The following is a 22,933-nucleotide window of genomic DNA, read 5'->3' on the forward strand; positions in this document are numbered from 1 at the left end:
CAGCCACGTGATCATTCTGGCCGTCCGGTGCCGCCCGGAACAGCGACCGGGCGGCACGTCACGACGGGGCGAACGTTGCCTGATGCGGCACTAGCCTGCTCGGACAGACATGAGGTGTGGAGAGGAGCTGAGGTTGATGACCGCCGCGATGGAGGCTGCCCAGTGCGGCAGCGCCCGGTCCTTCCTCAGCTTCCGGGTTTCCGGCTGACCTGACGTTCCACGTCGGCCGGGGCCCTCACACACAAGGGTTTCCCACGTTGTCCGACAACGCTCTGTACACCGCCTTCTTCACCCTGCACCACGGTCTTCCGCGGCAGGGTCCGGGCTCCGACACCACCACTCGCCGACTGCCGGCGCTCTCGGGTCCGCTCCCCGAGCGGCCGCGGGTGCTCGATCTGGGCTGCGGACCCGGCCGCTCCGCCCTGCTCCTGGCCGCCGAGGCCGGGGCCGAGGTGACGGCGGTCGATCTGCACCAGCCGTTCCTCGACGAGCTGCGGCAGGCCGCCGAGGCCCGTGGGCTCGGCGACCGTGTCCGCACGCTCAACGCCGACATGGGCGAGCTGCCGTTCCCCGACGGATCCTTCGATCTCGTCTGGGCCGAGAGCTCGGCCTACGCGCTCGGCTTCGACACCGCCCTGCGCTCCTGGCGCCGACTGCTCGCTCCCCCGGCGTCCAGGGAGCGTGGGGGGAGCCCCGTCGGCGGCACGCTCGTGCTGACCGAGTGCGAGTGGACGGCGGACGAGCCGAGCCGCGAGGCCCGCGCCTTCTGGGACGAGCACTACACGCTCCGTACCGGGCGGGCGAACACCGCCGCGGCCGTCGAGGCCGGCTATCACGTCCTCGGCGTCGTCCCTCAGCCCGAGAGCGACTGGGACGAGTACTACGGGCCGCTCTCCGAGCGGGCCGACGCGGCCGACCCGTCCGTCCCCGGGATGGCCGAGGCGCTCGCCGCGACCCGGGCGGAACTCGCCATGCGCCGTGACCACGGCGGCGAGTACGGCTACACCGGCTACGTCCTGCGGCCGGCCGACACCCGGTGGCGGACACGGCCGGAGACCGCGGCCGACGTCCGCGCCGTGTGGGACGTCAACGCGACGGCCTTCGGGACGAGGGCGGAGGCCGATCTGGTCGACGCCCTCCGTGAGGACGCCGGGGCCTGGCTGCCCGGTCTGTCGTTCGTGGCCGAGGCCCGGGACGGCTCGGTCGCGGCGCACGCGCTGATCACCCGGTGCCATGTCGGCGGTGTGCCGGCGGCGGCGCTCGCGCCGGTCGCCGTCGCACCCGCGTACCAGCGGCAGGGGGCCGGCGAGGCCGTCGTCCGGGCCGTCCTCGACGCGGCGCGGCTGCGCGGGGAGCGGCTCGTACTCGTCCTCGGGCACCCGGAGTACTACCCCAGGTTCGGCTTCGAACGGGCGTCCGCGTATGGAATCAAGCCGTCCTTCGAGGTTCCGGACGAGGCGATGATGGCGCTCGTCCTGGCCGGTTCCGGCCCCGTCCCTGCGGGCACGCTCCGCTATCCGGCGGCCTTCGGCGTCTGACGCGCCGCCCGCTCCCGCCGTACCGGATGTACTCCGGTGCGGTGGGAGCGGGCCATGTCCGGCCGCCCAAGTACGGACAAGTGGTCCTTGTGCGGCAGACTGAGGGAGCCCCACCGGGCCGAGACCGAAGCGAAGGACGGTTATGCCGACCACATCAGCCAGCGTGGCTCACACCTCGTCGAACGGCGTCCAGCCAACCGCAGCCCAGGCGTCGATCATGCTTGAACTGGTCGACGAGAACGGCATCACCATCGGTACGGCGGAGAAGCTCGCCGCCCACCAGGCGCCGGGGCAGCTGCACCGGGCGTTCTCCGTCTTCCTCTTCGACGAGTCGGGCCGGCTGCTGCTGCAGCGGCGCGCGCTCGGCAAGTACCACTCCCCCGGCGTCTGGTCGAACACCTGCTGCGGCCACCCGTACCCGGGCGAGGCACCGTTCGCGGCCGCGGCCCGGCGCACGTACGAGGAGCTGGGCATCTCGCCCTCGCTGCTCGCCGAGGCGGGCACCGTCCGCTACAACCACCCGGACCCGGCGTCGGGCCTGGTGGAGCAGGAGTACAACCACCTCTTCGTCGGCATGGTCCAGGCCGAGCTGCGGCCCGACCCGGAGGAGATCGAGGACACCGCCTTCGTCACCGCGGAGGAGCTGGCGGAGCGGCACGCGACCGCCCCGTTCTCCGCGTGGTTCATGACCGTGCTCGACGCGGCGCGCCCGGCGGTCAGGGAGTTGACGGGTCCGGCCGGGGGCTGGTGATCCCGGGCAGTGCTTCCGGTGCCGGCCCCGGCGCCGGAAGCCTCGGGATCAGGGGCAGGGCGGCCCAGATGATCTTTCCGCCGCTCGCGGTGTGCTCCACGTCGCAGGCCCCGCCGGCCTCCAGGGCGGTCTCCCGGACCAGGAGCAGCCCGCGGCCGCCGGTCTGCCCGTCGTCGGCCTCCAGCGCCTTGGGGCGGTACGGATGGTTGTCCTCGACGGACACCCGGATCCACTCCGCGCCGATCGCCACCTCCACCGCCACTTCCGGGGAGAGCAGCGCCGCGTGCTTGACGGCGTTGGTGACCAGCTCCGAGACGATCAGGAGCAGGCCCTGGACCGTGTCCTCGTGGACCGGTACACCCTGACGGATCAGCAGGTCGCGTACGGCGTGCCGGGCCTGCGGAACGGAGACGTCGACCGCGGGAGCGGTGAAGCGCCAGACCCCTTCGTAGGACGGTGGCCGTGCGGGGACGCTCCCGCGGCTCTCCATAGTCCGGCTCCCACCCTCGTGCTCGATTGTCGCCACGAGTCGAGTCTTGGTAATGCGCAGGTCCGGACCGGGCTACTGACCAGAAGTCGACACTTATCGACCGCATTCTGATCGGGTGAGTATGCCAACGTCAGTTGTTCGACTGCTCCTGACCTTCTTCTGACTTCTTCGGAGGGTCCTGCGCACCCTCCGGCGGTGTGGCCTGCGGAGTCTCCGGCGCACCGGCCGGTGGTGCCACCATACTGACGATCCGTCGGCCCCCGACACCGATGGCGATCAGACCGAGACCGTCGAAGAGCAGGGCCAGGGAGAAGAAGACCCCGAGGACGTAGCGGCTGCTGTCCGGCCAGTCGAAGAGGACCAGCAGACCGAGGAGGAGCCCGAAGGCTCCCTGGAGGAGGGTCCAGCCGAACTGCGGTCCGCGCACCACCACACTGCCCACGAGCCGGAAGACCCCGCCGGTCAGGAAGAGCAGCGCGGCGAACATGGTCAGCGCCTCGGCGCTCCCCTCCGGATGCCGGATGACGACGACACCGGCCGCGATGTTGAGCGCGGCCACGACGACGGCCAGCCAGAAGTAGCTGGTGCCGCGCGACTCGATGGCGTGCAGCAGCCCCACGGCTCCGCCGATGAGCAGCAGCCAGCCGAAGAGCAGCATCGAGGTGAGGGTCGCGAGACCGGTGTAGACGAGACCGACGATCCCGGCGACGACGAGCAGGACTCCGAGGAAGACGAGCCAGCCGAGACTACGACTGAGCCGCCTGGCCTCGCGCGCCGTGTCGGACGCTTCGTGGGAACCGTGCTGGGAGTCCCGGGCCATGTACGTCTCCCCCTCGGACCCCCTCGTCGATCGTACGGTCGGGGTGCCCGGATAGCATCCGGCGCATGGAGCCCACCGAACCGCGAGTGAAGGTCGTCGTCGCCGACGAGGTAGCCACCGTCGTCATCTCGAACCCGGCCAAGCGCAACGCGATGACGGCCGCGATGTGGCGGTCCCTGCCCGAGCTGCTCGCGCCGCTCGCCGCCGACCCCGCGGTCCGTGCTCTGGTGCTCACGGGCGACGGCGCGACCTTCTGCGCCGGCGCGGACATCTCCACGCTGCGGGAACCGGGCGACGAGCAGCAGTCGCTCGCGGTGCGCGCCGAGGAGGCGCTCGCCGCCTTCCCCAAGCCGACGCTCGCCGCCGTCCGCGGCTACTGCGTCGGCGGCGGCAGCCAGCTCGCCGCGGCCTGCGATCTGAGGTTCGCGGAGGAGGGCGCGCGGTTCGGGGTCACCCCGTCGAAGCTCGGCATCGTCTACCCCTCCTCGTCGACCCGTCGGCTCGCCGCGCTGGTGGGTCCGTCGGCCGCCAAGTACCTCCTCTTCTCCGGAGAGTTGGTCGACGCGGAGCGGGCGCTGCGCACCGGCCTGGTGGACGAGGTGCTCCCGGCGGGCGAGCTGGACAAGCGGGTGGCCGAGTTCACCAGGGTGCTGGTCACGCGCTCCCTGCTGACCCAGGCGGCCGCGAAGGAGTTCGCGGACGGGCGTACCGACCGGGACGCGCACTGGGCGGAGCAGGCACGTGACAGCGGCGACACCGCCGAGGGTGTCGCCGCATTCCTGGAGCGCCGCGCGCCCCGCTTCACGTACCAGGTCTGAGGCTTCGTCCTCCGGGGTGAGCGTGGTTCTCAGCGGCCCTGGGGGAGGTCCTCCGTGGCCGTGCCGCGCCAGCGGGCGACGATCTCGGCCGGGGCCTTCTCCGGGGAGCCCGCGTCGTACGGCGGCTGCGGGTCGTACTCGGTCAGCAGCTGAATGGCCTGCGCCGTCGCGTCGCCCGCGATCCTGCCGATGAGGTGCAGGGCCATGTCGATACCGGAAGAGACGCCGGCCGCGGTGACGTACTTGCCGTCGAGGACGACCCGCTCGCCGGTGGGCTCGACGCCGAGCGCCCGGAGCTCGTCGAGGGCGAGCCAGTGGGTGGTGGCGCGGCGGCCGTCGAGCAGACCCGCGGCGCCCAGGATCAGGGAACCGGTGCAGACCGAGGTGGTCCAGGTGCTGGTGGCGTCGGCGGTACGGAGCCAGTCGAGGATCTCCGGGTCGTTCATCGTCGTACGGGAGTCGGGGCCGCCCGGGACCAGGACGATGTCCGGGTTCGGCACGTCCGCGAGGGTCTTGTCGGCGACGAGCGCGAGGCTTCCCTGGTCGTTGCGGACCGGTCCGGCCTCCTTGGCGACGAAGACGGTCTCGGCCCCGGGGATGCGGGCGAGCAGCTCGTAGGGGCCGACGGCGTCGAGCGTGGTGAAGCGGTCGTAGAGCAGCACGGCGATCTGCATGGTGTTCCCTTCAGCGGGTGGTCTGTGGTGCCTTCGGTACGGGTGCGTGGAAGCGGCGGCGGTACTCCGCCGGGGTGGTGCCCATGGTTTTGACGAAGGCCCGGCGCATGGCTTCGGCGGTGCCGTAGCCGGCGGCCCGGGACACCTGCTGGACGCCGTCGGCCGTCTCCTCCAGGAGCCTGCGCGCGTGTTCGAGCCGGACCTGGTCGACGTACCGGCCCGGGGTCGTCCCGGTCTCCGCGTGGAACGCGCGGGCGAAGTGGCGCGGCGACAGCCGGGCGCGGGCGGCGAGCGCCTCGACGGAGAGGTCTCCCGCGGGATGCTCGGTGATCCACTGCTGCAGGTCCCGCAGGGGCGCGCGCTGCGCTGTCTGGGCGGCGAGCTGGGCGCTGAACTGCGCCTGGTTGCCCGGTCGGCGCAGGAAGACGACCAGATGGCGTGCGACGGTCAGCGCGATGTCCCGGCCCAGGTCCTCCTCCACGAGCGCGAGTGCGAGGTCGATGCCGGCGGTGACGCCCGCGGAGGTGGCGAGGCTGCCGTCGCGGACGAAGATGGGCTCCGGCTCCACCTCGACCTCGGGGTAGCAGCGGGCGAGGTGATCGCACACGGACCAGTGGGTGGTGGCCCGGCGGCCGTCGAGGAGCCCGGCCTCGGCGAGCAGCAGGGCGCCGGTGCAGACCGAGACCAGGCGCTCGGCACGCGGGGCGTCGGCGCGCAGCCAGTCGATCAGCAGCGGGTCCGGATTCCGGGTGCCCTCACCCCCGGGTACGAGCAGGGTGTGGGGGCGCTCCGCGGCGGCGAGCGTCGTGTCCGGGAGCACGCGCAGACCGCTCTGGGTGCGGACCGGGCCACCGTCGAGCGAGGCCGTCACGATCGGGTAGGCGCTGTCGCCGCCCGCGGCGCGAGTGGCTCCGGCGAACACCTCCACCGGTCCGGTGACATCCAGGCTCTGCACGTCGTCGAAGAGGACGACGAGCACGGGTCGCTTCGTCATGCGTTCCATCCTTGGCGGCGCGCCCGATGTCCGCAATGACGAAGACCCCACCTTTCCTGCCATCGGTCTCCGCAGGGCGGAGTCCACCCTTCCGGTCGTACCGACCAGTCGGTAACGTTCCGTCCCATGACCTCTCTGCCGCCCCGCGCGGGCCGCCGCTGCCACCACATGCTCAACCCGATGCACTCCACCGTGTACTTCTCACCCGATCTGGACACCGAGTTCCGTGCCCTCGGCTTCGACGACCTGACGGCCATGCGGCTCGCCTCGCGCAGCGCCGCGATGGGGGCCGTCGGCGCGGGAACGGTCGCCGCGGCCTTCTCCAACTACAACGTCGAGATGCTGGCCCGGCACCTGCCCGCCGTCTGGGACATCGCCTCCCCCGCGGAGGTGGTGGCCGCCCGGCTGCGCGCCGTGGACACCACGATGCGCCGTCTCCTCGGCGCGGACGCCGTCGCGTCGGCCGAGATGGCGGAGGCCGCCGAGCTCGCCCTGCGCGCCACCGAGGCCTGCAGCCGGCACGCCCGGCCGCTCTACTCGGCCCATGCCGACCTCCCCGTCCCGGAGCAGCCGCACCTGCGCTACTGGCACGCCGCGACGCTCCTGCGCGAGCACCGGGGCGACGGCCACCTGGCAGCCCTGCTGAACGCGGGCCTCGACCCGCTGGAGGCGATGGTCAGCCACACCGCCACCGGCACGGGCATGAACCCGCGCTGGGCCCTGGGCGCCCGCGGCTGGCGGCGCACCGACTGGGACGCGGCTGCGGCGCGCCTGCGGGAGCGCGGCCTCCTTGACGCGGACGGCGAGCTCACCCTGGAGGGGGCGGCCCTGCGCGACGCGGTCGAGGACGACACGGACCGCCTGGACTCGGCCCCGTACGAACACCTGGGCACGGCCGGGGTGCAACGCCTCACGGAGCTGGGCAGGGCCTTCCGTGACGCCGCGCTCCTCGCGGGCGCCTTCCCCGCGGACCTCGCCGACAAGGGCTGACACGGCCGGACCGGGGCGCGTGCGGGGTTCCGGGAGGGGACGCGGCAGAATGCAGTCGCAAGCTTGAGGCACGAGAAGGCGAGTCGGGACACCGTGACGACGTCCATCGAAGGCAGGATCGCCGAGGAACTCGGCGTACGTGAGCGACAGGTGAGGGCGGCCGTCGAGCTGCTCGACGGCGGCTCGACCGTGCCGTTCATCGCGCGCTACCGCAAGGAAGCGACCGAGATGCTCGACGACGCCCAGCTACGCACGCTCGAGGAGCGGCTGCGCTATCTGCGGGAGCTGGAGGACCGGCGGACCGCCATCCTCGACTCCGTCCGGGAGCAGGGCAAGCTGACGGCCGAGGTGGAGGCCCAGCTCCGGGCCGCCGACACCAAGGCCCGGCTGGAGGACATCTACCTGCCCTTCAAGCCCAAGCGCCGCACCAAGGCGCAGATCGCCCGGGAGGCCGGTCTCGAACCGCTGGCGGAGGGGCTCCTCGCGGACCCCTCCGTGGACCCCTCCGCCGCCGCGGCGGCCTTCGTGGACGCCGACAAGGGTGTCGCCGACCCCGCTGCCGCGCTGGAGGGCGCCCGCGCCATCCTCACGGAGAAGTTCTCCGAGGACGCCGACCTGATCGGCGAGCTGCGTGAGCGGATGTGGGGCCGGGGCCGGCTCGCGGCCAGGGTCCGGGACGGCAAGGAGGAGGCGGGGGCGAAGTTCGCCGACTACTTCGACTTCGCCGAGCCGTTCACGGCGCTGCCCTCGCACCGGATCCTCGCGATGCTGCGCGGCGAGAAGGAGGACGTCCTCTCCCTGGAGCTGGAGCCGGAGGAGCCCTCCGAGGCGCCCGGACCGTCCTCGTACGAGTCCCTCGTCGCCTCCCGCTTCGGCGTGGCCGAGCGGGGTCGTCCGGGCGACAAGTGGCTGCTCGACACGGTCCGTTGGGCCTGGCGGACCCGGATCCTCGTCCACCTCGGGATCGACCTGCGGCTGCGGCTGCGGACGGCGGCGGAGGACGAGGCGGTACGGGTGTTCGCGGCGAACCTGCGCGACCTGCTGCTCGCCGCCCCGGCCGGGACGCGGGCGACCCTGGGCCTCGACCCCGGTTTCCGTACGGGTGTGAAGGTCGCCGTGGTCGACGCCACGGGCAAGGTCGTGGCGACCGAGACGATCTACCCGCACGTCCCGGCGAACAAGTGGGACGAGTCGCTGGCGAAGCTGGCGCGGCTCGCGAAGCAGCACGCGGTCGAGCTGGTCGCCATCGGCAACGGCACGGCCTCCCGCGAGACGGACAAGCTGGCCGGTGAACTCATCGCCAAGCACCCGGAGTTGAATCTCACCAAGGTCATGGTCTCCGAGGCGGGCGCCTCGGTGTACTCCGCGTCGGCCTTCGCCTCGCAGGAACTGCCGGGGCTGGACGTCTCGTTGCGCGGCGCGGTCTCCATCGCGCGGCGGCTCCAGGACCCGCTGGCCGAGCTGGTGAAGATCGACCCGAAGTCGATCGGCGTCGGGCAGTACCAGCACGACCTGTCCGAGGTGAAGCTCTCGCGCTCGCTGGACGCGGTCGTCGAGGACTGTGTGAACGGTGTCGGCGTCGACGTCAACACCGCGTCCGCGCCGCTGCTTTCGCGGGTCTCCGGCATCGGCGCGGGCCTCGCCGAGAACATCGTGGCGCACCGGGACGCCAACGGGCCCTTCCGGTCGCGGAAGGCGCTGAAGGACGTGGCGCGGCTCGGACCGAAGGCGTACGAGCAGTGTGCGGGCTTCCTGCGGATCCGGGGCGGGGACGACCCGCTGGACGCGTCCTCGGTGCACCCGGAGGCGTACCCGGTGGTGCGGCGGATGGTGAAGACCACGGGCGGCGAGGTCGCGTCGCTGATCGGCAACACGGGCGTGCTGCGGTCCCTGCGGGCGGACGAGTTCGTCGACGAGACCTTCGGTCTGCCGACGGTCACCGACATCCTGCGCGAGCTGGAGAAGCCGGGGCGGGACCCGCGGCCGGCGTTCAGGACGGCGACCTTCAAGGAGGGCGTCGAGAAGATCGGCGACCTGGTGTCGGGGATGGTCCTGGAGGGCGTGGTCACGAACGTGGCGGCGTTCGGGGCGTTCGTGGACATCGGCGTGCATCAGGACGGGCTCGTGCATGTGTCGGCGATGTCGAAGACCTTCGTCAAGGACCCGCGGGACGTGGTGAAGCCGGGTGACGTGGTCCGGGTGAAGGTCCTGGACGTCGACATCCCGCGCAAGCGGATCTCGCTCACGCTGCGGCTGGACGACGAGGCGACGGCGGAGGCCGGCGGCGGGAGCGCGCCGAAGCGGGAGCGCGGTGAGCGGGGCGGGCGCGGCGACCGTGGCGGCCGCCCGCCGCAGCAGCGCCGCGGCCAGTCCCAGCCCCAGGGCGGCTCGGCCCAGGCACCCGCGAACAGCGCGATGGCCGACGCCCTGCGCAAGGCGGGCCTGCTGAACGAGGGCGGAAGCGGCGGGAAGCGGCGCGGCCGCTGACGCGATGCGGGCCCGGCCTCACGGCCGGGCCCGTTCCTCTCCCCCGGCCGTACCGCTGAGTGGGTTGCCCGCGGCGCTGTGTCGGCAGCCGTTCGCTGTGTCCGCAGCCGTTCGCTCTGTCGCAGCCGTTCGCTGTGTCGTCAGCTGTTCGGAAGGAAGCGGAGGGCCCATTCCGCGCGGTGGGCGACCGTCAGGTCGTCGTCCTCCGTCAGGGGCTGGAGCAGGGCCCGGGAGCGCTGCGGGTCGGCCTGGACCAGGTCGACGATCTCCGCCGCCAGGGAGTCCTGGTCGTCGCCGAGGTCGATGGAGGAGGCCCGCAGCAGCGCCGGGAGCGCGTCCGGGCCACCGATCGCGGCGAGGACGCCGCCGAGGAGCTCGCGGGCGTAGGCGTTGCGCTCGACGAGGGCGCGGTCCAGTTCGGCCTGGAGGCGGGGAAGCATCGCCGCGTCGCCCGAGGCGGCGATCTCGTCCGCGAGATCGATCGTCTCGTCGACGTCGGAGTCGAGGTCGTCCAGCATCTCGGTGAGCCGGGTCAGCAGGTCGGTCATGGTGTCTCCTGGAATGCGCCGTCCCTCAGGACGGGGACCGTCTCCGAGGTGTCGGCCTCGGCGGCCACCGCGACGTCCTGCGGATAGCCGTACTCGTACAGTTCACGCCCGGAATCGCAGCGGTGCAGCTCCGCCACGGGATCGTCCGTCGCCTCCCACAGCGTCGCCGCCGCACGCGCCTCCGGCGAGAGGGCGTACGAACCGAGCGCGCACAGCGCCGACAGCACTCCGCCCGCGCCGAGGAGGTCCTCCAGGGCCGGGCGCAGGGAGCCGTCGGGCCACCGTTCGCCCGAGGCGACGACGGCGAGGGGGAGGGACTCGGAGCCGTAGCCGCGCCGGGCGAGCCAGTGGGCGACGGCCGTGCGGTTGCGGAACGACGCGGCGACCACGGTCGCCTCTCCCGCCTGCGCGGAGATCGTGGAGCCGTTCGGGGACGGCAGGACCAGGCGAGGGGTGGGCGGAGCCGCCCGCAGGGCTGCCGGGGAGAGGGTCCACGGCGTCTGGGGCGACGCCTCGCTCCGGCCGACGGCCAGCGCCGCGTCGAGCCCGGCCGCGTACGCCACCGCCTTCTCGTCCTTCCAGCGGTACGGGAAGACGGATGTGCCGGACTCCACCGCCACGCCGACCGAGGTCGTGAACGAGAGAACGTCGACGACGACCAGGCACGCGGCGTCGCGGGCGAGGACCGCGGCCTCCGTGGGGCCCCAGCCGAAGGCCACCCCCATCAGAGTTCGGTCACCTTGCCGGCCGCGACCTCGACGCGCCGGGTGGTGCGGACCGCGTCCAGCATGCGCCGGTCGTGGGTCACCAGGAGGAGCGTGCCGGTGTAGGAGTCGAGTGCGGACTCCAGCTGCTCGATGGCCGCCAGGTCCAGGTGGTTCGTCGGCTCGTCGAGGACGAGGAGGTTGACGCCCCGGCCCTGGAGGAGGGCGAGCGCGGCCCGGGTCCGCTCTCCCGGGGAGAGCGTGGTGGCGGGACGCAGGACGTGGTCGGCCTTGAGGCCGAACTTCGCCAGCAGGGTGCGTACCTCCGCGGGCTCGGTCTCGGGGACGGCCGCGCAGAACGCGTCGAGCAGCGACTCGGAGCCGTGGAAGAGCCTGCGGGCCTGGTCGACCTCGCCGACCACGACGCCCGAGCCCAGCACCGCGTCGCCCGCGTCGAGCGCCAGCCGGCCGAGGAGCGCGGCGAGCAGGGTCGACTTGCCCGCGCCGTTCGCGCCGGTGATCGCGACCCGGTCGGCCCAGTCGATCTGGAGGGTGGCGGGCCCGAACCGGAAGTCGCCGCGCCGGACCTCGGCCTCGCGCAGGGTCGCGACGACCGAGCCGGAGCGCGGGGCGGAGGCGATCTCCATCCGCAGTTCCCACTCCTTGCGGGGCTCCTCGACGACGTCGAGCCGCTCGATCATCCGCTGCGTCTGGCGGGCCTTCGCGGCCTGCTTCTCGCTCGACTCGCCCCGGAGCTTCCGGCCGATCTTGTCGTTGTCGGTCGCCTTGCGCCGCGCGTTGCGTACGCCCTTGTCCATCCAGTTCCGCTGCATCAGGGCGCGGCCTTCGAGGGCGGACTTCTTGTCGGCGTACTCCTCGTACTCCTCACGGGCGTGCCGGCGGGCGGTGTCCCGCTCCTCCAGGTAGGCCGCGTAGCCGCCGCCGTAGAGCGTGATCTGCTGCTGGGCGAGGTCGAGTTCGAGGACCTTGGTGACGGTGCGGGTGAGGAACTCCCGGTCGTGGCTGATCACGACCGTGCCGGCACGCAGCCCCTGGACGAAGGCTTCGAGCCGTTCCAGACCGTCGAGGTCGAGGTCGTTGGTGGGCTCGTCGAGCAGGAAGACGTCGTACCGGGACAGGAGGAGGGAGGCGAGACCGGCGCGGGCGGCCTGGCCGCCGGAGAGCGAGGTCATCGGCTGGTCGAGGCCGACGGTCAGGCCGAGGGAGTCGGCGACCTCCTCGGCTCGCTCGTCGAGGTCCGCCCCGCCGAGGCCGAGCCAGCGCTCCAGGCTCACGGCGTACGCGTCGTCGGCGCCGGGCGTCCCGTCGACCAGGCCCTGGGTGGCCTCGTCCATGGCGGTCTGCGCGGCCGCGACGCCGGTACGGCGGGCCAGGAAGTCCCGGATCGTCTCCCCCTCGCGCCGCTCCGGCTCCTGTGGGAGGTGGCCGACGGTGGCGGTAGGGGGCGAGAGCTTCAGCTCGCCGTCCTCGGGGATGTCGAGTCCGGCGAGCAGCCGCAGCAGGGTCGACTTGCCGGCGCCGTTGACGCCGACGAGGCCGATGACGTCGCCGGGGGCGACGACGAGGTCGAGGCCGGCGAAGAGGGAGCGTTCGCCGTGGCCGGCGGCGAGGTCCTTGGCGACGAGTGTGGCAGTCATCAGGAGATGAATCGTATGCCACCGCTCAGGGGAGGACCGGGACGACCAGCTCACCCCCGGTGGTGCGGGCCACCAGGAACGTCTCCCCCTGTTCCGCCTCGGTGCCGAGCGGGATCCGATGGGTGCCCGCCTCCAGCACCCCGTCGAAGAGGACCTTCGTGTGCTTCCGGTGGAGGGGGTCGAGGCGGTGGGCGACGAGCTGGACCCGGACCGCGGAGGCGATCTCGACCGTGGCGTCCGCTCCTGCCGTCGACAGGGCGGTGAGGCGCCGGCGCTCGGGCGGGGTCGGGTCGAGGGCGTCGACGGTCTGGGCGACGAGAACGGGGGTGACTGGGGCGAAGCCCTCGAAGGAGGCGACGTCGACGGCGCCGGCGCGGGCCAGGTCGTCGAGGACCTGGCGGCGGAACGCCTCCGGCACGGCGCGGCCGAAGGTGACGACGCCGTAGCCGCGCAGCTCCTCGTCCGTCAGGTCCTTGGTGTCGGAGACGACGCCGGTAGCGATGCCGACGGAACCGAGGGCGGAGGCGAGTTCCTGCAGCACGGCGGGGCGGGCGCCGAAGAGCAGGACACGGCGGCCGCGTGCCGGGGTGGCCGTCGCGGCCGGCTCGGCGGTGGTCAGCAGGCCTTCGAGTGCGGCGCGGTACTCGGTGGCGCGGAAGCGGTACGGGCCGACGTCCTTGTGCCCGTCGGCGTCGAGGCGGGTCGGGTCGGCGCAGTCACCGGTCTGCCGGACGAAGTCGCGCCAGACGACGTCGTCACCGTCTCGCTCGATCACGGCGCTGACGGCGCCGCGGGCGGGCCGTCCGTCGCCGTCCGGGCTGCCGTAGATGACGTGGCGGCCGGCGGCCGGCGGGGTGTCGGCGTCGAGGAGAAGGGCGCGGGCGCTGGTGGAGAGGAGCTCGGGCGGGACGTCGGTGGCCAGGGGCGAGACGGCGTCGAGGTCGGCGAAGCGGAAGAGCAACGGCCGTCCGTCGACGACGAAGTCCAGAAAGGTCCGGTGGGCACGGGCGGCGCCGTCCGGGGCGATGCCGCCGGGTCGAACCGCGGGTGCCAGGGCGAAGGTCGCGTAGCGGGCAGAGGACATGGCCGCGAGTATTCCCCTCGCGCGGCGATCGCGCGGGGTTGTGCGGTGATCGGGTCGGGGTAGCGTCCGCCCATGAGCGACGACGTGATCGTGGTGGGTGGCGGTGTCATCGGCCTGACGACCGCCCTGACGCTGGCGGAGCGTGGACTTCGGGTACGGGTGTGGTCGCGGGACGCGGTGACCGGGACGACCTCCGCGGTGGCGGGGGCGCTGTGGTGGCCGTACCGGATCGAGCCGGCCGACGAGGTGGCCGGTTGGTCCCTGGAGTCGCTCCGGGTGTACGAGAAGCTCGCGGGAGACGCGGCGGAGACGGGCGTTCGGATCGTACCCGGCGTCCACGCGGACATGGTCACCGGCGACCTGGGCGACTGGGCGCGGGAGGTCTCGGGGCTGCGGCAGTTGCCGTCGGCCGAGGTGCCGGGGCCGTACGGAACAGGTCTCGCGGCGCGGCTGCCGCTGATCGACATGCCCGTCCATCTGGCGTGGCTGTGCGGCCGGTTGGAGGCGGCGGGCGTGGTCACGGAGCGCCGTACGGCGACGGGGTTCACCGAGGCGGCCCATGCGGCACGGGTGGTCGTGGACTGCACCGGTCTGGCCGCCAGGGAACTCGTCCCCGACGCCCGGATGCGGCCGGTGCGGGGACAGTTGGTAGTGGTGGAGAACCCGGGGATCGAGGAGTGGTTCACGGCGGCCGACGCGGCGTCGGCCGAGACGACGTACTTCTTCCCGCAGCCGGGGCGGCTGATCCTGGGCGGCACCGCGCAGGAGGACGACGAGCGGCCGGGTCCCGACCCGGCGACGGCGGCGGCGATCGTGGCACGGTGCGCTCGCGTGCGGCCCGAGATCGCGGACGCCCGGGTGCTCGGGCACCGGGTGGGGCTGCGGCCGGCGCGGTCGGGCGGGGTCCGGATCACGGCGGAGCCGCTGGCGGGCGGCGGGCGTCTCGTCCACAACTACGGCCACGGAGGTGCGGGGGTGACCGTCGCCTGGGGCTGCGCGCTGCGGGCTGCGGAGCTGGCCGTCGGCTGACGGCCGGCGAGCGGGACTCCGGCTCGATCCCGGGATCGAGCCGGAGCCGGCCACGCGGGCCCGCTTCCAGGGCCTGGGCCAGGACGTGGGGCTGGGCAGGGGCCAGGGCATGGGGCTGGGGCGTGATCCGCCCGTACCGGCTGACGGCGAGCCACAGCGCGAAGACGACGAAACCGGAGGCGGCGAGCATGAACGCCCATCCCCAGTTACGGATCAGGCCGTCGAGGAGCTTGCTGGAGACGCTCTCCAGGCTGTCCGTGGCGGTGGCGCCCCAGACCACGAAGGCGATGGTGAGGACGGCGGTGACACCGAACACGGTCCGGTCGGTGCGGGCCCTGGGCTCGTGACCGGGGCGGCGCGGGAGGGCCGCCGTCACCGGCAGCCCCTCCCGGTGGCTTCCTGCGACACAGGTGGCACCTTTCACGGCATTACGGAACGAACTCAACTCGCTCCGTAAGGCAGTACCACAGGTGACGCGCCACTTCAGGGACCAACCCGGCCGGTCAACAGACCTCCACCGGCACCCCGGTGGTGAGCCGGTAGGCGGCCCGGCCGTCCAGGAGCAGCGGGACCAGCGCCCGCTGCGACTGGCGCAGGGGTACGAGCGCCCCGCCGCCCTCCCCGCGGACCGTGACCCCGTGCAGCGCCAGCTCGTCGCCGAACTCGGCGTACTGCGCGGCGTCGAGACGGTAGCCGCAGGGCGGGTCCTGGAGGATCTCCGCGGGCTCGGCCGGGTCGTTGTCGGCGCCGCCGAGCAGCACGGGGCCCCGGTCGGCGAAACCGGTGTGGCGAGCCAGCGCCGTGGCCGCGCCGAGGCGGCCGCGCCGCTCCTCGACATAGGCGAAGGCGCCCTTGAGCGCGCTGAGTTGGGTGGCGACGCGGCGGCGCTGGTTCCGGGCGACGTCACCCTTCTCCGCCTCGGTCAGGGCCTCGATCCGCGTCTCGACGAGCAACCCGGCCGAGTGCTTGACGCCGGCCGTGTTGCGCAGGATGCGCTCCTGGCCGTCACCGGCCACCTGCCTGACCGGCTGCCCGGTCAGGGGATCGGTCCAGATGCCGTAGATCCCGCTGCCGAAGCCGGCGAGCCCGGCCGCCGGCCGGACGTAGGACTCCGACAGGGTGCGTGCCTCGTCGCGCACATGGGCGTCGGCGTTGAGGTTGCGCGGCCAGAGGGCGAGCAGGTCCTTGTCGTAGTACGGCGAGGTGCCGTCGTACTCGTGGAGGTCGTAGATCAGCTCGGGGCGCCGGTCCCGGATGAGGGCGGCGAGCGCACGGCCCTCGGAGGTCTCCAGGGCGATGTGGTCGCGGTTGACGTCGACCCCGTCGGCGTTGCCCCGGGTGTCCGCCTCGCGCCCGTCCGGGTTGGCGGTGGGGACGACGAGGACGGTCGTACGGGAGAGGAAGCGGAGGGTCTCGTCGTCCCGCGCGTACGCCAGGTCGCGCAGGGTGGCGAGGCAGGCCTCGCGGCCCGACGGTTCGTCACCGTGCTGGGAGCAGACGAGAAGCACGGTGGTGCGGGCCGCGCCCGGGCCGCGGATGCCGACCGTGGCGACCCGGATCGGGCGCCCCTGTCTCGTCGTCCCGACGGTCCGTACGGCGACGCGGTCGCTGCCCCGGTCGACGGCGGCGAGGAAGTCGGTCTCCTGGCGTTCCGTGGTCCACCGCGCCCCCTGGCTCAGCTCGAAGCCGGTCCGCGGGGGCGGGGCCGGGGCCTCGCCGCCGGCCGCCTCGGCGGGCACGGCGACGAGCGGAAGGGCGAGGGCGGCGACCCCCGCCACGAGGACGATCGTGCGCCGGGAGCGGCGGCTCGGTGTGCGGGTCATCGGGCCTCACCCGGGACAGGGATGTCCGACCGCGCGGGCCCGACACCGATGAGCGGCTGCCCGGCCTGCGCCGAGCGTGCGTCGACGGTACCGGCCGTCGCCCGCGCGAAGGCAGAGGCGCCGCCGACGAGGGGCAGTCTCGCCCACGTACGCGTGAGGTCGAGCGTGAGGGTCGGCGTGGTGGACGGGGGGTCGAGGAGGTCCCGGTCGGTGCCCCCGACGATCAGGGCGAGCCGGTGACCGGCCGGTACGACGTGGTCCGTGGCCGCCAGCTTCAGCGTGATCGTGTACGCCGTGCCGGGGGTCAGCGGCCGGCCCCTGCGCGGATCGGCCCACGTGCCCAGGTCGGCCCAGCCGCGGCTGACGACGGTGAAGTCCACGTCCGCCGTGCGTGCCTCGGTCTCCTTGAAACAGGCGCTGTCGCCGCTGGTGCTCGCACCCCAGCAGGACCTCCGGGCGAGGGTCGTGATGCCCTCGCCGGGCGCCGCGTAGTCCCTGATGGTGTCGGGGCCGAGATCGACGAGAACGGCGGTCAGATGGGCGGTCCCGGTCGTCGGGGTGGCCGTGACGGTCACCGTGGAGGAGCCGGAGAGCCGCAGGTCGCCGGTGAGCGGCCGGGTGGTGAACCCGGCTTTGGCGGGGGTGGAGTCGTCGATCCTCGCGGCCCACTCGGTCTCGCCCAGGGTCGGGTCGTCGGTGAAGGTCTCCGTGGCGCCGGGGGTGGCGGGGGTGCGGGTGAGGGTGCCCACGCCGGGCGCCCGGCCGGTGCCGGGGCGCAGGATGATGGGCTGGGTGACGCGCGGCGGCCAGACACGGTCGGTGGTCCAGCGGTCCGGCGCCCGCTCGATGTCCGCCATCGGCTCGCGGTCGATGCCGTTGTCGTGGCCGAGGAGGTAGTGGTCGAACCAGCGGTGCAGGGTGCGGACCCAGTCGGCGCGCCGGAAGTCGAAGGGGTCGACATGGCCGGTCTGGGAGAGCCAGATCTTGCGCTCGACACCGTGGGCGGCGAGGGCGTCCCACCACTGACCGAACTGGTTGGCGCGGACGTTGAGGTCCTGCTGCCCGTGCACGACGAAGACGCTCGCCCGTACCTTCCCGGCGTCCCGGACGTGGTCGCGCTCGCTCCAGGCGCGGGTCCAGTCGCCGCTGTACGGGGCGGCGGCGGTGATGCGGTCCTGGACCGCGCCGCAACGCCCTCGCGCTTCGGGGCTGTTGACGTAGCCGGAGAGCCAGCTGGGGCTGGCGTCGTAGAGCGGGGCGCCCTGCGAGTGGAAGTAGTCGTACCAGGAGGAGATCGCGCCGATCGGGACGATCGTCTCCAGGCCCTCCACGCCGGTCGCGGCAACGCCGTTGGCGATGGTGCCGTCCCAGCTCTTGCCGATCATGCCGACCTTGCCGGTGGTCCAGGTCGTGGCACGGGCCCGTTCGGAGCCGGTACGGGTGGTGTAGCCGCGGGCGCGACCGTTCAGCCAGTCGACGACCGCCTTCGCGGACCGGACGTCGGACCGGCCGCCGACGTCGTCGCAGCCGTCGGAGCGGTTGGTGCCGGCGAGGTCGACGGCGACGAAGGCGTAGCCGCGCGGCACGAAGTAGTTGTCGTAGAAGAGCGGGAACCGCACGGGGTTCCCGGCGGAGTCGTAGGTCTTCTTCTGGCCCTCGTTGCCCCGGCCGCAGCAGGCGTAGTACGGGCTCGCGTCCATGATGACCGGGATCTTCCGGCCGGTCGCCGCGGTCTCCCGCGGGCGGACGATGTCGGCGGCGACCCGGTCGCTGCGGCCGTCGCCGTCGCCGTCGAGCCCGGTGTCCACCCAGACGGACTCCCGGACGGCGTCGCCGTAGGAGTACACCGGCCGGGACTCCCGTGCCCCTGAGGCTGTCGCCTGGGTCGTGGCGCCGGCCGGGGAGACGAGGGCGGACATCAGGGCGGCCGTGGCGGCCACGGCCAGGGTTCCGTACGACAGACGGGCTCCGCGGGTTCTCCGCACACGTATCGCCATGGGCCGGAACGTACCCCCGTCAACTCCCTTGCAAAAGAGGGCCGTCGGGGGCCGGAGGGGCCGCCTCCGACGCGAGGGTCCGTTTCGGCCGAATGGCGATCGTGTGAAAGGAGGCCCTCTGGACGCGACGGGGCGTCGGGGGCTGAATGGCGTCGCTGAGGACCGAACACCCTTCTGACGCCTTACCCCTGCCTCCTTACCGACTTGGAGCTCTCGTGCACCGCAGACTTGTCGTTCCGAGCGCGCTCGCGGCCTCTCTCCTGCTGGCGATCCCGGCATCGGCCGCCGACTACGTTCCCGGCGCGTCGGGCATCGGCGATCCCTACTACCCGGCCAGTGGCAACGGCGGCTACGACGTCTCCCACTACGACCTGAGGCTGACGTATCAGCCCGCGACCGACCTCCTGCAGGGCACGGCGACGATCGTCGCCACCACGAAGCAGAACCTCTCCCGCTTCAACCTCGACCTCGGACTGAAGGTCGGCGAGGTGCGGGTGAACGGCAGGAAGGCACGGTTCTCCAAGAGCGGCGAGCAGGAGCTGGTGGTCACCCCGGCGACCCCGCTGGAGAAGAACCGGACGGTCTCGGTCGTCGTGCGGTACGCGGGCAAGCCCTCCGAGGTGAGGATCGGCGGCTGGACCGCCTGGCACCGCACCCCCGACGGCGGTGTGGCCGCCCAGGAGCCGGACTCGGCCGCCTGGTGGTTCCCGTCCAACGACCACCCCCGGGACAAGGCGACCTTCGACGTCTCGGTCGCGGTGCCGGCCGGAACGCAGGCGATCAGCAACGGCGTCCTGAAGTCGCAGTCCTCGCGGCTCGGCTGGACGCGCTACAACTGGCGATCGAACAAGCCGCAGGCGACGTACCTGGCAACGCTGGCGGTGGGCAGGTTCGACATCACCACCGACACGACGGCCAGCGGACTCCCCGTACTCAACGCCTACAGCAAGGACCTCGGCGACAACACGGGCGCGGCGCGGGCGTCGATCGAGCGCACGGCCGAGGTCACGGAGTGGCTGGAGGAGGTCTTCGGGCCGTACCCCTTCAACGCGCTCGGCGGCTATGTCCCCAACGTGACCAGCGGATACGCCCTGGAGACACAGACCCGGCCCTTCTACAGCCCCCGTCAGTTCGCCAACGGGGCGAACGTGTCGGTGGTCGTCCACGAGCTGGCGCACCAGTGGTACGGCGACAGCGTCTCGGTCGACCGCTGGAAGGACATCTGGATCAACGAGGGCTTCGCCCGCTACAGCCAGTGGCTGTGGTCGGAGAAGGAGGGTGAGGACACCGCACAGGAGCTGGCGGACCACGTCTACGCGACACGGACGGCCGATGACCCGTTCTGGACCGTCAAGCCGGGCGACCCGGGGCCCGCCAACCAGTTCCACATCGCCGTGTACGACCGGGGCGCGCTGGCGCTCCAGGCACTGCGCAACGAGATCGGCGAGGACGACTTCTTCGCCGTTCTGAAGGGCTGGCCGACGGAGTTCCGGTACGGCAACGCCAAGGTCGCGGACTTCGTCTCGTACGCGGAGCGGGTCTCGGGCAGGCCCTTGGCCGGGCTCTTCGACACCTGGCTCTACCAGCCGGTCAAGCCGGCCACCTCGACGGCGGGCGCTACGGGGGCCTCGGCACGGCCGGCCGCCGCGGGGCCCACGGCTGCCTCCGCGGCTGCTCCTGCGGCTGAGCCGGTGCGGCCGAAGTCGTGGAAGAAGATCGCGGAGACGAACACGATCCACGAGCACTGAGTGCGCGGGTGCGCCCCACTTCTCCCCCGGCGCGGGGCGCACCCGTCCGCCCTGGATAGGCTCGTCGCCTGTACGGAGCGAGGGGCGGGAGCGGACGGTGGCGATGGAGGCGGAGCGGTACGGCGATCCGGCGGTGCGGGAGGCCGTCGCGCGGCGGGTCGAGGCGGAGTGGGGGCTCGAACTGCCCGACTCCTTCTTCCGGTTCGCGGACTTCCTCGCCGCACTCGGCCCCGTCGAGCGGCGCGCGCTGGGCGACCTGGAGTTCTCGCCGTGCGGTGTGACGGACCTGTTCGCGGACCCGTCGGCGCTCCCCCGGGAGGGACTCGACATCCGGGTGCACGGGCGGTACTACCGCGATCCGCCGGAGTTCCTCACCTTCCTGCACGGCGGCTCGGGCGGACTGCACTTCGGCCTCTGGTCGGACGACGGGCGCGTGTGCGACGGCGTCGCCTCGTACTACACCAACGACGGCGACGGGATCGAGCGGTGGCACCGCACCCCGCTGGAGGCCGTCCGGGCCCGGATCGAGGCGGCGGAGCGCGACCTGGCGCACTACGCGGCCGACGGGGAGGAGGAGGAGCAGGCGCGCCTCGACGATCTCGGGCACCTGCGGACGGCGCTGACCGGCTTCGAGACCGGGGAGCGCACGGAGCGGGGGCTCGCCTACTCCGAGGCGTACGTGTTCCGGCGGCGGCCCGTCGACACCGCCCGGATCACGACCATGGACGGCGCGGGAGCCCTGGTCTCCGGGGCGACGGCGCTGGACCGTCCGCCGCTGGGCGCGGCCGACGCGTACCGCTTCGGCACCTCCGTGGAGAAGCTCTTCGCCGACCCCGCGGCGGTCCGGGAGGCCCGTGACGAGGCCCTGCGGCGAGCGGACGGCGGCGATCCGGCGGAGGCCCTGGCGCTGGGCCGCGACCTGCACTGGGCTTCGTACGGCCGCGCGGAGCACGAGGCGTACGCGCACGAGCTGCTCGCCGTGGCCTACCGGGAACTCGGCCGCCCGTCGCTCGCGGGCATCGCGGATGCCCACCACCGCCACCGCGCGCTACGGAGCGTGACCGTCCTGCGCACGGGTCGCTGAGCGCGTGCCCGGGTGGGCCGCTTCCGTTCCTCCTGGCCCGGCCGACCAGGCGTTACCCTCGACGCTGTCAGCACTGTCGTACCACCATGCCCGTGGGGAGCCAGCCTTGAGCGAAACGACGTCCGGGACGCGCCCGACCCTGGAAGCCGTCGCCGCGCGCGCCGGGGTGTCCCGGGCGACGGTGTCCCGAGTCGTCAACGGCGGGGCCGGGGTCCGGGAGGCGCTCGCGGAGAAGGTGCGCGAGGCCGTCGCGGAGCTCGGTTACGTCCCCAACCACGCGGCACGGACCCTGGTGACCCGACGCAACGGCGCCGTCGCCGTGATCATCGCGGAGCCCGAGTTCCGGATCTTCTCCGACCCCTTCTTCGAGCAGCAGGTACGCGGCATCAGCCGTGAACTGACCGCCCATGACGCCCAGTTGGTCCTGCTCTGGGTGGAGGGCCCGGGCGATCACGAGCGGATCGCACGCTACCTCGGCGGCGGCCATGTCGACGGAGCGCTCGCCTTCTCGCTGCACAACGACGACCAGCTCCCGGAGATCATCCGGCGCGCGCAGGTGCCCACGGTCTTCGGCGGACGGCCCGGCTGGAAAGGACCCGCGGGCGAGCCGCCCGTCCCGTACGTCGACTGCGACAACCGCGGGGGCGCCCGCACCGCCGTGCGTCATCTCCGCTCGCTCGGCCGCCGGAACATCGCGCACATCACCGGGCCGCGCGACCAGACCTCCGCGCTCGACCGGCTCGACGGATACCGGGACGAGCTGCCGGACGCCGCAGCGGATCTGGTGGCCGAGGGGGCGTTCACGGAGGAGAGCGGGGCGCTCGCGATGGCCGAGCTGCTGCGCCACCGCCCCGATCTGGACGCCGTCTTCGCCGCCAACGACCTGATGGCGTCGGGCGCGCTGCGCGTTCTGCGCGAGCACGGCCGGCGGGTCCCGCAGGACGTGGCGCTCGTCGGCTTCGACGACGTGCTCCCGGTGGCCGGGTCGACCGATCCTCCACTCACGACGGTCCGTCAGGACATCGAGGGTATGGGCCGGTTGATGGTACGGCTGCTGATGCGGACCCTTGACGGCGTGGGCGTCGCGGAGCCGGTGGTCACCGAGACCGAGCTGGTCCGCCGGGCCTCCGCCTGACCCTCCCCCGACCGGGGTTCCGCCGCCTACGGCTCCTGAAGCGCGCGGACAGGTCAGGGCGTACTCCGAGCTGTTACGCGTTCGACTCTTGACGGGAACCCACCTCGGAAGGCACGCTCCAGACGCATTCCTGAGAGCGCTCTCAAGACGGAGGCTTCCCATGCCAACTGCCCGAGCCGCCAGAACGACCGCCGCCGTACGGATCGGCGCGGTCGTTCTCACCGGGGCCCTGCTCGCCGCCTGCGGATCCGGGGGATCCGACGGCTCCTCCGACAGCGCGGGCGGAAAGGTCACGATCACCGTCGACCTGTTCGGCTCGTTCGGCTACAAGGAGGCCGGGCTCTACGCCGCGTACGAGAAGCTGCACCCCAACGTGACGATCAAGCAGTCCGACACCGAGGACGAGCAGGACTACTGGAAGTCGCTCCAGACCCGGCTCGCCGGCGGGGGCGGGCTCGCCGACGTCCAGGGCATCGAGGTCGGCCGGATCGCCTCCGTCACCCAGCAGCAGTCGGACAAGTTCGAGGACCTGACGGAGTACGGCGCGGACGCCCTCAAGGG

The 22,933-nt window shown here is 72.9% G+C and carries 19 protein-coding genes and 2 pseudogenes; 10 read left to right on the forward strand and 11 right to left on the reverse strand.

Annotated features, from left to right (window positions below):
* Nucleotides 1–257: 257 nt before the first annotated feature.
* Nucleotides 258–1,538 (forward strand): bifunctional class I SAM-dependent methyltransferase/N-acetyltransferase, encoded by a 1,281-nt coding sequence (locus ACFUJR_RS34065; RefSeq protein WP_383172840.1) that lies wholly within the window; start codon nt 258–260, stop codon nt 1,536–1,538.
* A gap of 142 nt (nt 1,539–1,680) precedes the next feature.
* The gene (gene idi, locus ACFUJR_RS34070; RefSeq protein WP_383172842.1) at nt 1,681–2,289 is read left to right on the forward strand and encodes an isopentenyl-diphosphate Delta-isomerase; all 609 of its coding nucleotides are present in this window, start codon (nt 1,681–1,683) and stop codon (nt 2,287–2,289) included.
* Here idi and ACFUJR_RS34075 read toward each other — a convergent pair.
* A complete protein-coding gene (locus tag ACFUJR_RS34075; protein ID WP_383172844.1) occupies nt 2,255–2,779 on the reverse strand; it encodes an ATP-binding protein in 525 nt (174 codons plus the stop codon). The two genes, idi and ACFUJR_RS34075, sit on opposite strands and share 35 nt — an antisense overlap.
* Before the next feature lie 130 nt (nt 2,780–2,909).
* A complete protein-coding gene (locus tag ACFUJR_RS34080; RefSeq protein ID WP_383172846.1) occupies nt 2,910–3,599 on the reverse strand; it encodes an HdeD family acid-resistance protein in 690 nt (229 codons plus the stop codon).
* A 65-nt stretch (nt 3,600–3,664) separates the two neighbouring features.
* Between ACFUJR_RS34080 and ACFUJR_RS34085 the strand changes: the two genes are divergently transcribed.
* On the forward strand, nt 3,665–4,417 hold the full coding sequence (locus ACFUJR_RS34085; protein ID WP_383172848.1) for an enoyl-CoA hydratase/isomerase family protein: 753 nt from the start codon (nt 3,665–3,667) through the stop codon (nt 4,415–4,417).
* Between the two features lie 29 nt (nt 4,418–4,446).
* Here the strand turns inward: ACFUJR_RS34085 and ACFUJR_RS34090 are convergent, their stop codons facing one another.
* Nucleotides 4,447–5,091, reverse strand: a complete 645-nt coding sequence (locus ACFUJR_RS34090; RefSeq protein WP_383172850.1) for a DJ-1/PfpI family protein — start codon at nt 5,089–5,091, stop codon at nt 4,447–4,449.
* 10 nt (nt 5,092–5,101) lie between these two features.
* Nucleotides 5,102–6,085, reverse strand: a complete 984-nt coding sequence (locus tag ACFUJR_RS34095; RefSeq protein ID WP_383172852.1) for a GlxA family transcriptional regulator — start codon at nt 6,083–6,085, stop codon at nt 5,102–5,104.
* 126 nt (nt 6,086–6,211) lie between these two features.
* Here ACFUJR_RS34095 and ACFUJR_RS34100 point away from each other — a divergent pair, with 126 nt between their 5' ends.
* Both ACFUJR_RS34100 and ACFUJR_RS34105 read left to right on the forward strand, forming a co-directional pair.
* Nucleotides 6,212–7,075, forward strand: coding sequence for a hypothetical protein (locus tag ACFUJR_RS34100; RefSeq protein WP_383172854.1), 864 nt, complete (start codon nt 6,212–6,214; stop codon nt 7,073–7,075).
* A 93-nt stretch (nt 7,076–7,168) separates the two neighbouring features.
* Nucleotides 7,169–9,562: a Tex family protein gene (locus ACFUJR_RS34105; protein ID WP_383172856.1), complete on the forward strand. Its 2,394-nt coding sequence runs from the start codon at nt 7,169–7,171 to the stop codon at nt 9,560–9,562.
* Nucleotides 9,563–9,702: 140 nt separating this feature from the next.
* Here ACFUJR_RS34105 and ACFUJR_RS34110 read toward each other — a convergent pair whose 3' ends face one another.
* Genes ACFUJR_RS34110 through ACFUJR_RS34125 form a run of 4 tightly spaced genes read right to left on the reverse strand, consistent with a single transcriptional unit; the run spans nt 9,703 to nt 13,556 of the window.
* On the reverse strand, nt 9,703–10,110 hold the full coding sequence (locus ACFUJR_RS34110; RefSeq protein ID WP_383172858.1) for a hypothetical protein: 408 nt from the start codon (nt 10,108–10,110) through the stop codon (nt 9,703–9,705).
* Complete coding sequence (locus ACFUJR_RS34115) at nt 10,107–10,835, reverse strand: 2-phosphosulfolactate phosphatase (protein WP_383172860.1); 729 nt, start codon at nt 10,833–10,835, stop codon at nt 10,107–10,109. Before ACFUJR_RS34115 ends, ACFUJR_RS34110 begins: the two co-directional genes overlap by 4 nt.
* On the reverse strand, nt 10,835–12,472 hold the full coding sequence (locus ACFUJR_RS34120) for an ABC-F family ATP-binding cassette domain-containing protein (protein ID WP_383172862.1): 1,638 nt from the start codon (nt 12,470–12,472) through the stop codon (nt 10,835–10,837). Before ACFUJR_RS34120 ends, ACFUJR_RS34115 begins: the two co-directional genes overlap by 1 nt.
* Before the next feature lie 25 nt (nt 12,473–12,497).
* Complete coding sequence (locus ACFUJR_RS34125; RefSeq protein WP_383172863.1) at nt 12,498–13,556, reverse strand: oxidoreductase; 1,059 nt, start codon at nt 13,554–13,556, stop codon at nt 12,498–12,500.
* A gap of 72 nt (nt 13,557–13,628) precedes the next feature.
* Here ACFUJR_RS34125 and ACFUJR_RS34130 point away from each other — a divergent pair, with 72 nt between their 5' ends.
* A complete protein-coding gene (locus tag ACFUJR_RS34130) occupies nt 13,629–14,585 on the forward strand; it encodes an NAD(P)/FAD-dependent oxidoreductase (protein ID WP_383172865.1) in 957 nt (318 codons plus the stop codon).
* 124 nt (nt 14,586–14,709) lie between these two features.
* Here ACFUJR_RS34130 and ACFUJR_RS34135 read toward each other — a convergent pair.
* The 3 genes and pseudogenes from ACFUJR_RS34135 to ACFUJR_RS34145 all read right to left on the reverse strand — a co-directional run.
* A pseudogene (locus ACFUJR_RS34135) lies at nt 14,710–15,009 on the reverse strand (BCCT family transporter); the annotation flags it as partial.
* A gap of 79 nt (nt 15,010–15,088) precedes the next feature.
* Complete coding sequence (locus ACFUJR_RS34140; RefSeq protein ID WP_383172867.1) at nt 15,089–16,408, reverse strand: M14 family metallocarboxypeptidase; 1,320 nt, start codon at nt 16,406–16,408, stop codon at nt 15,089–15,091.
* Nucleotides 16,405–18,405, reverse strand: a complete 2,001-nt coding sequence (locus tag ACFUJR_RS34145; protein WP_383172869.1) for a Xaa-Pro dipeptidyl-peptidase — start codon at nt 18,403–18,405, stop codon at nt 16,405–16,407. The genes ACFUJR_RS34140 and ACFUJR_RS34145 overlap by 4 nt, the downstream gene beginning before the upstream one ends.
* A gap of 215 nt (nt 18,406–18,620) precedes the next feature.
* Here ACFUJR_RS34145 and ACFUJR_RS34150 point away from each other — a divergent pair, with 215 nt between their 5' ends.
* The 4 genes and pseudogenes from ACFUJR_RS34150 to ACFUJR_RS34165 form a co-directional block, all read left to right on the forward strand.
* The gene (locus tag ACFUJR_RS34150) at nt 18,621–20,153 is read left to right on the forward strand and encodes a M1 family metallopeptidase (protein ID WP_383451071.1); all 1,533 of its coding nucleotides are present in this window, start codon (nt 18,621–18,623) and stop codon (nt 20,151–20,153) included.
* A 97-nt stretch (nt 20,154–20,250) separates the two neighbouring features.
* Nucleotides 20,251–21,237: a hypothetical protein gene (locus tag ACFUJR_RS34155; RefSeq protein WP_383172873.1), complete on the forward strand. Its 987-nt coding sequence runs from the start codon at nt 20,251–20,253 to the stop codon at nt 21,235–21,237.
* A gap of 106 nt (nt 21,238–21,343) precedes the next feature.
* A complete protein-coding gene (locus ACFUJR_RS34160; protein ID WP_383172875.1) occupies nt 21,344–22,372 on the forward strand; it encodes a LacI family DNA-binding transcriptional regulator in 1,029 nt (342 codons plus the stop codon).
* Nucleotides 22,373–22,532: 160 nt separating this feature from the next.
* Nucleotides 22,533–22,933: pseudogene (locus ACFUJR_RS34165) on the forward strand (carbohydrate ABC transporter substrate-binding protein); the annotation flags it as partial.

The sequence above is a fragment of the Streptomyces sp. NPDC057271 genome (genome assembly GCF_042668715.1).
GTDB lineage: Bacteria > Actinomycetota > Actinomycetes > Streptomycetales > Streptomycetaceae > Streptomyces.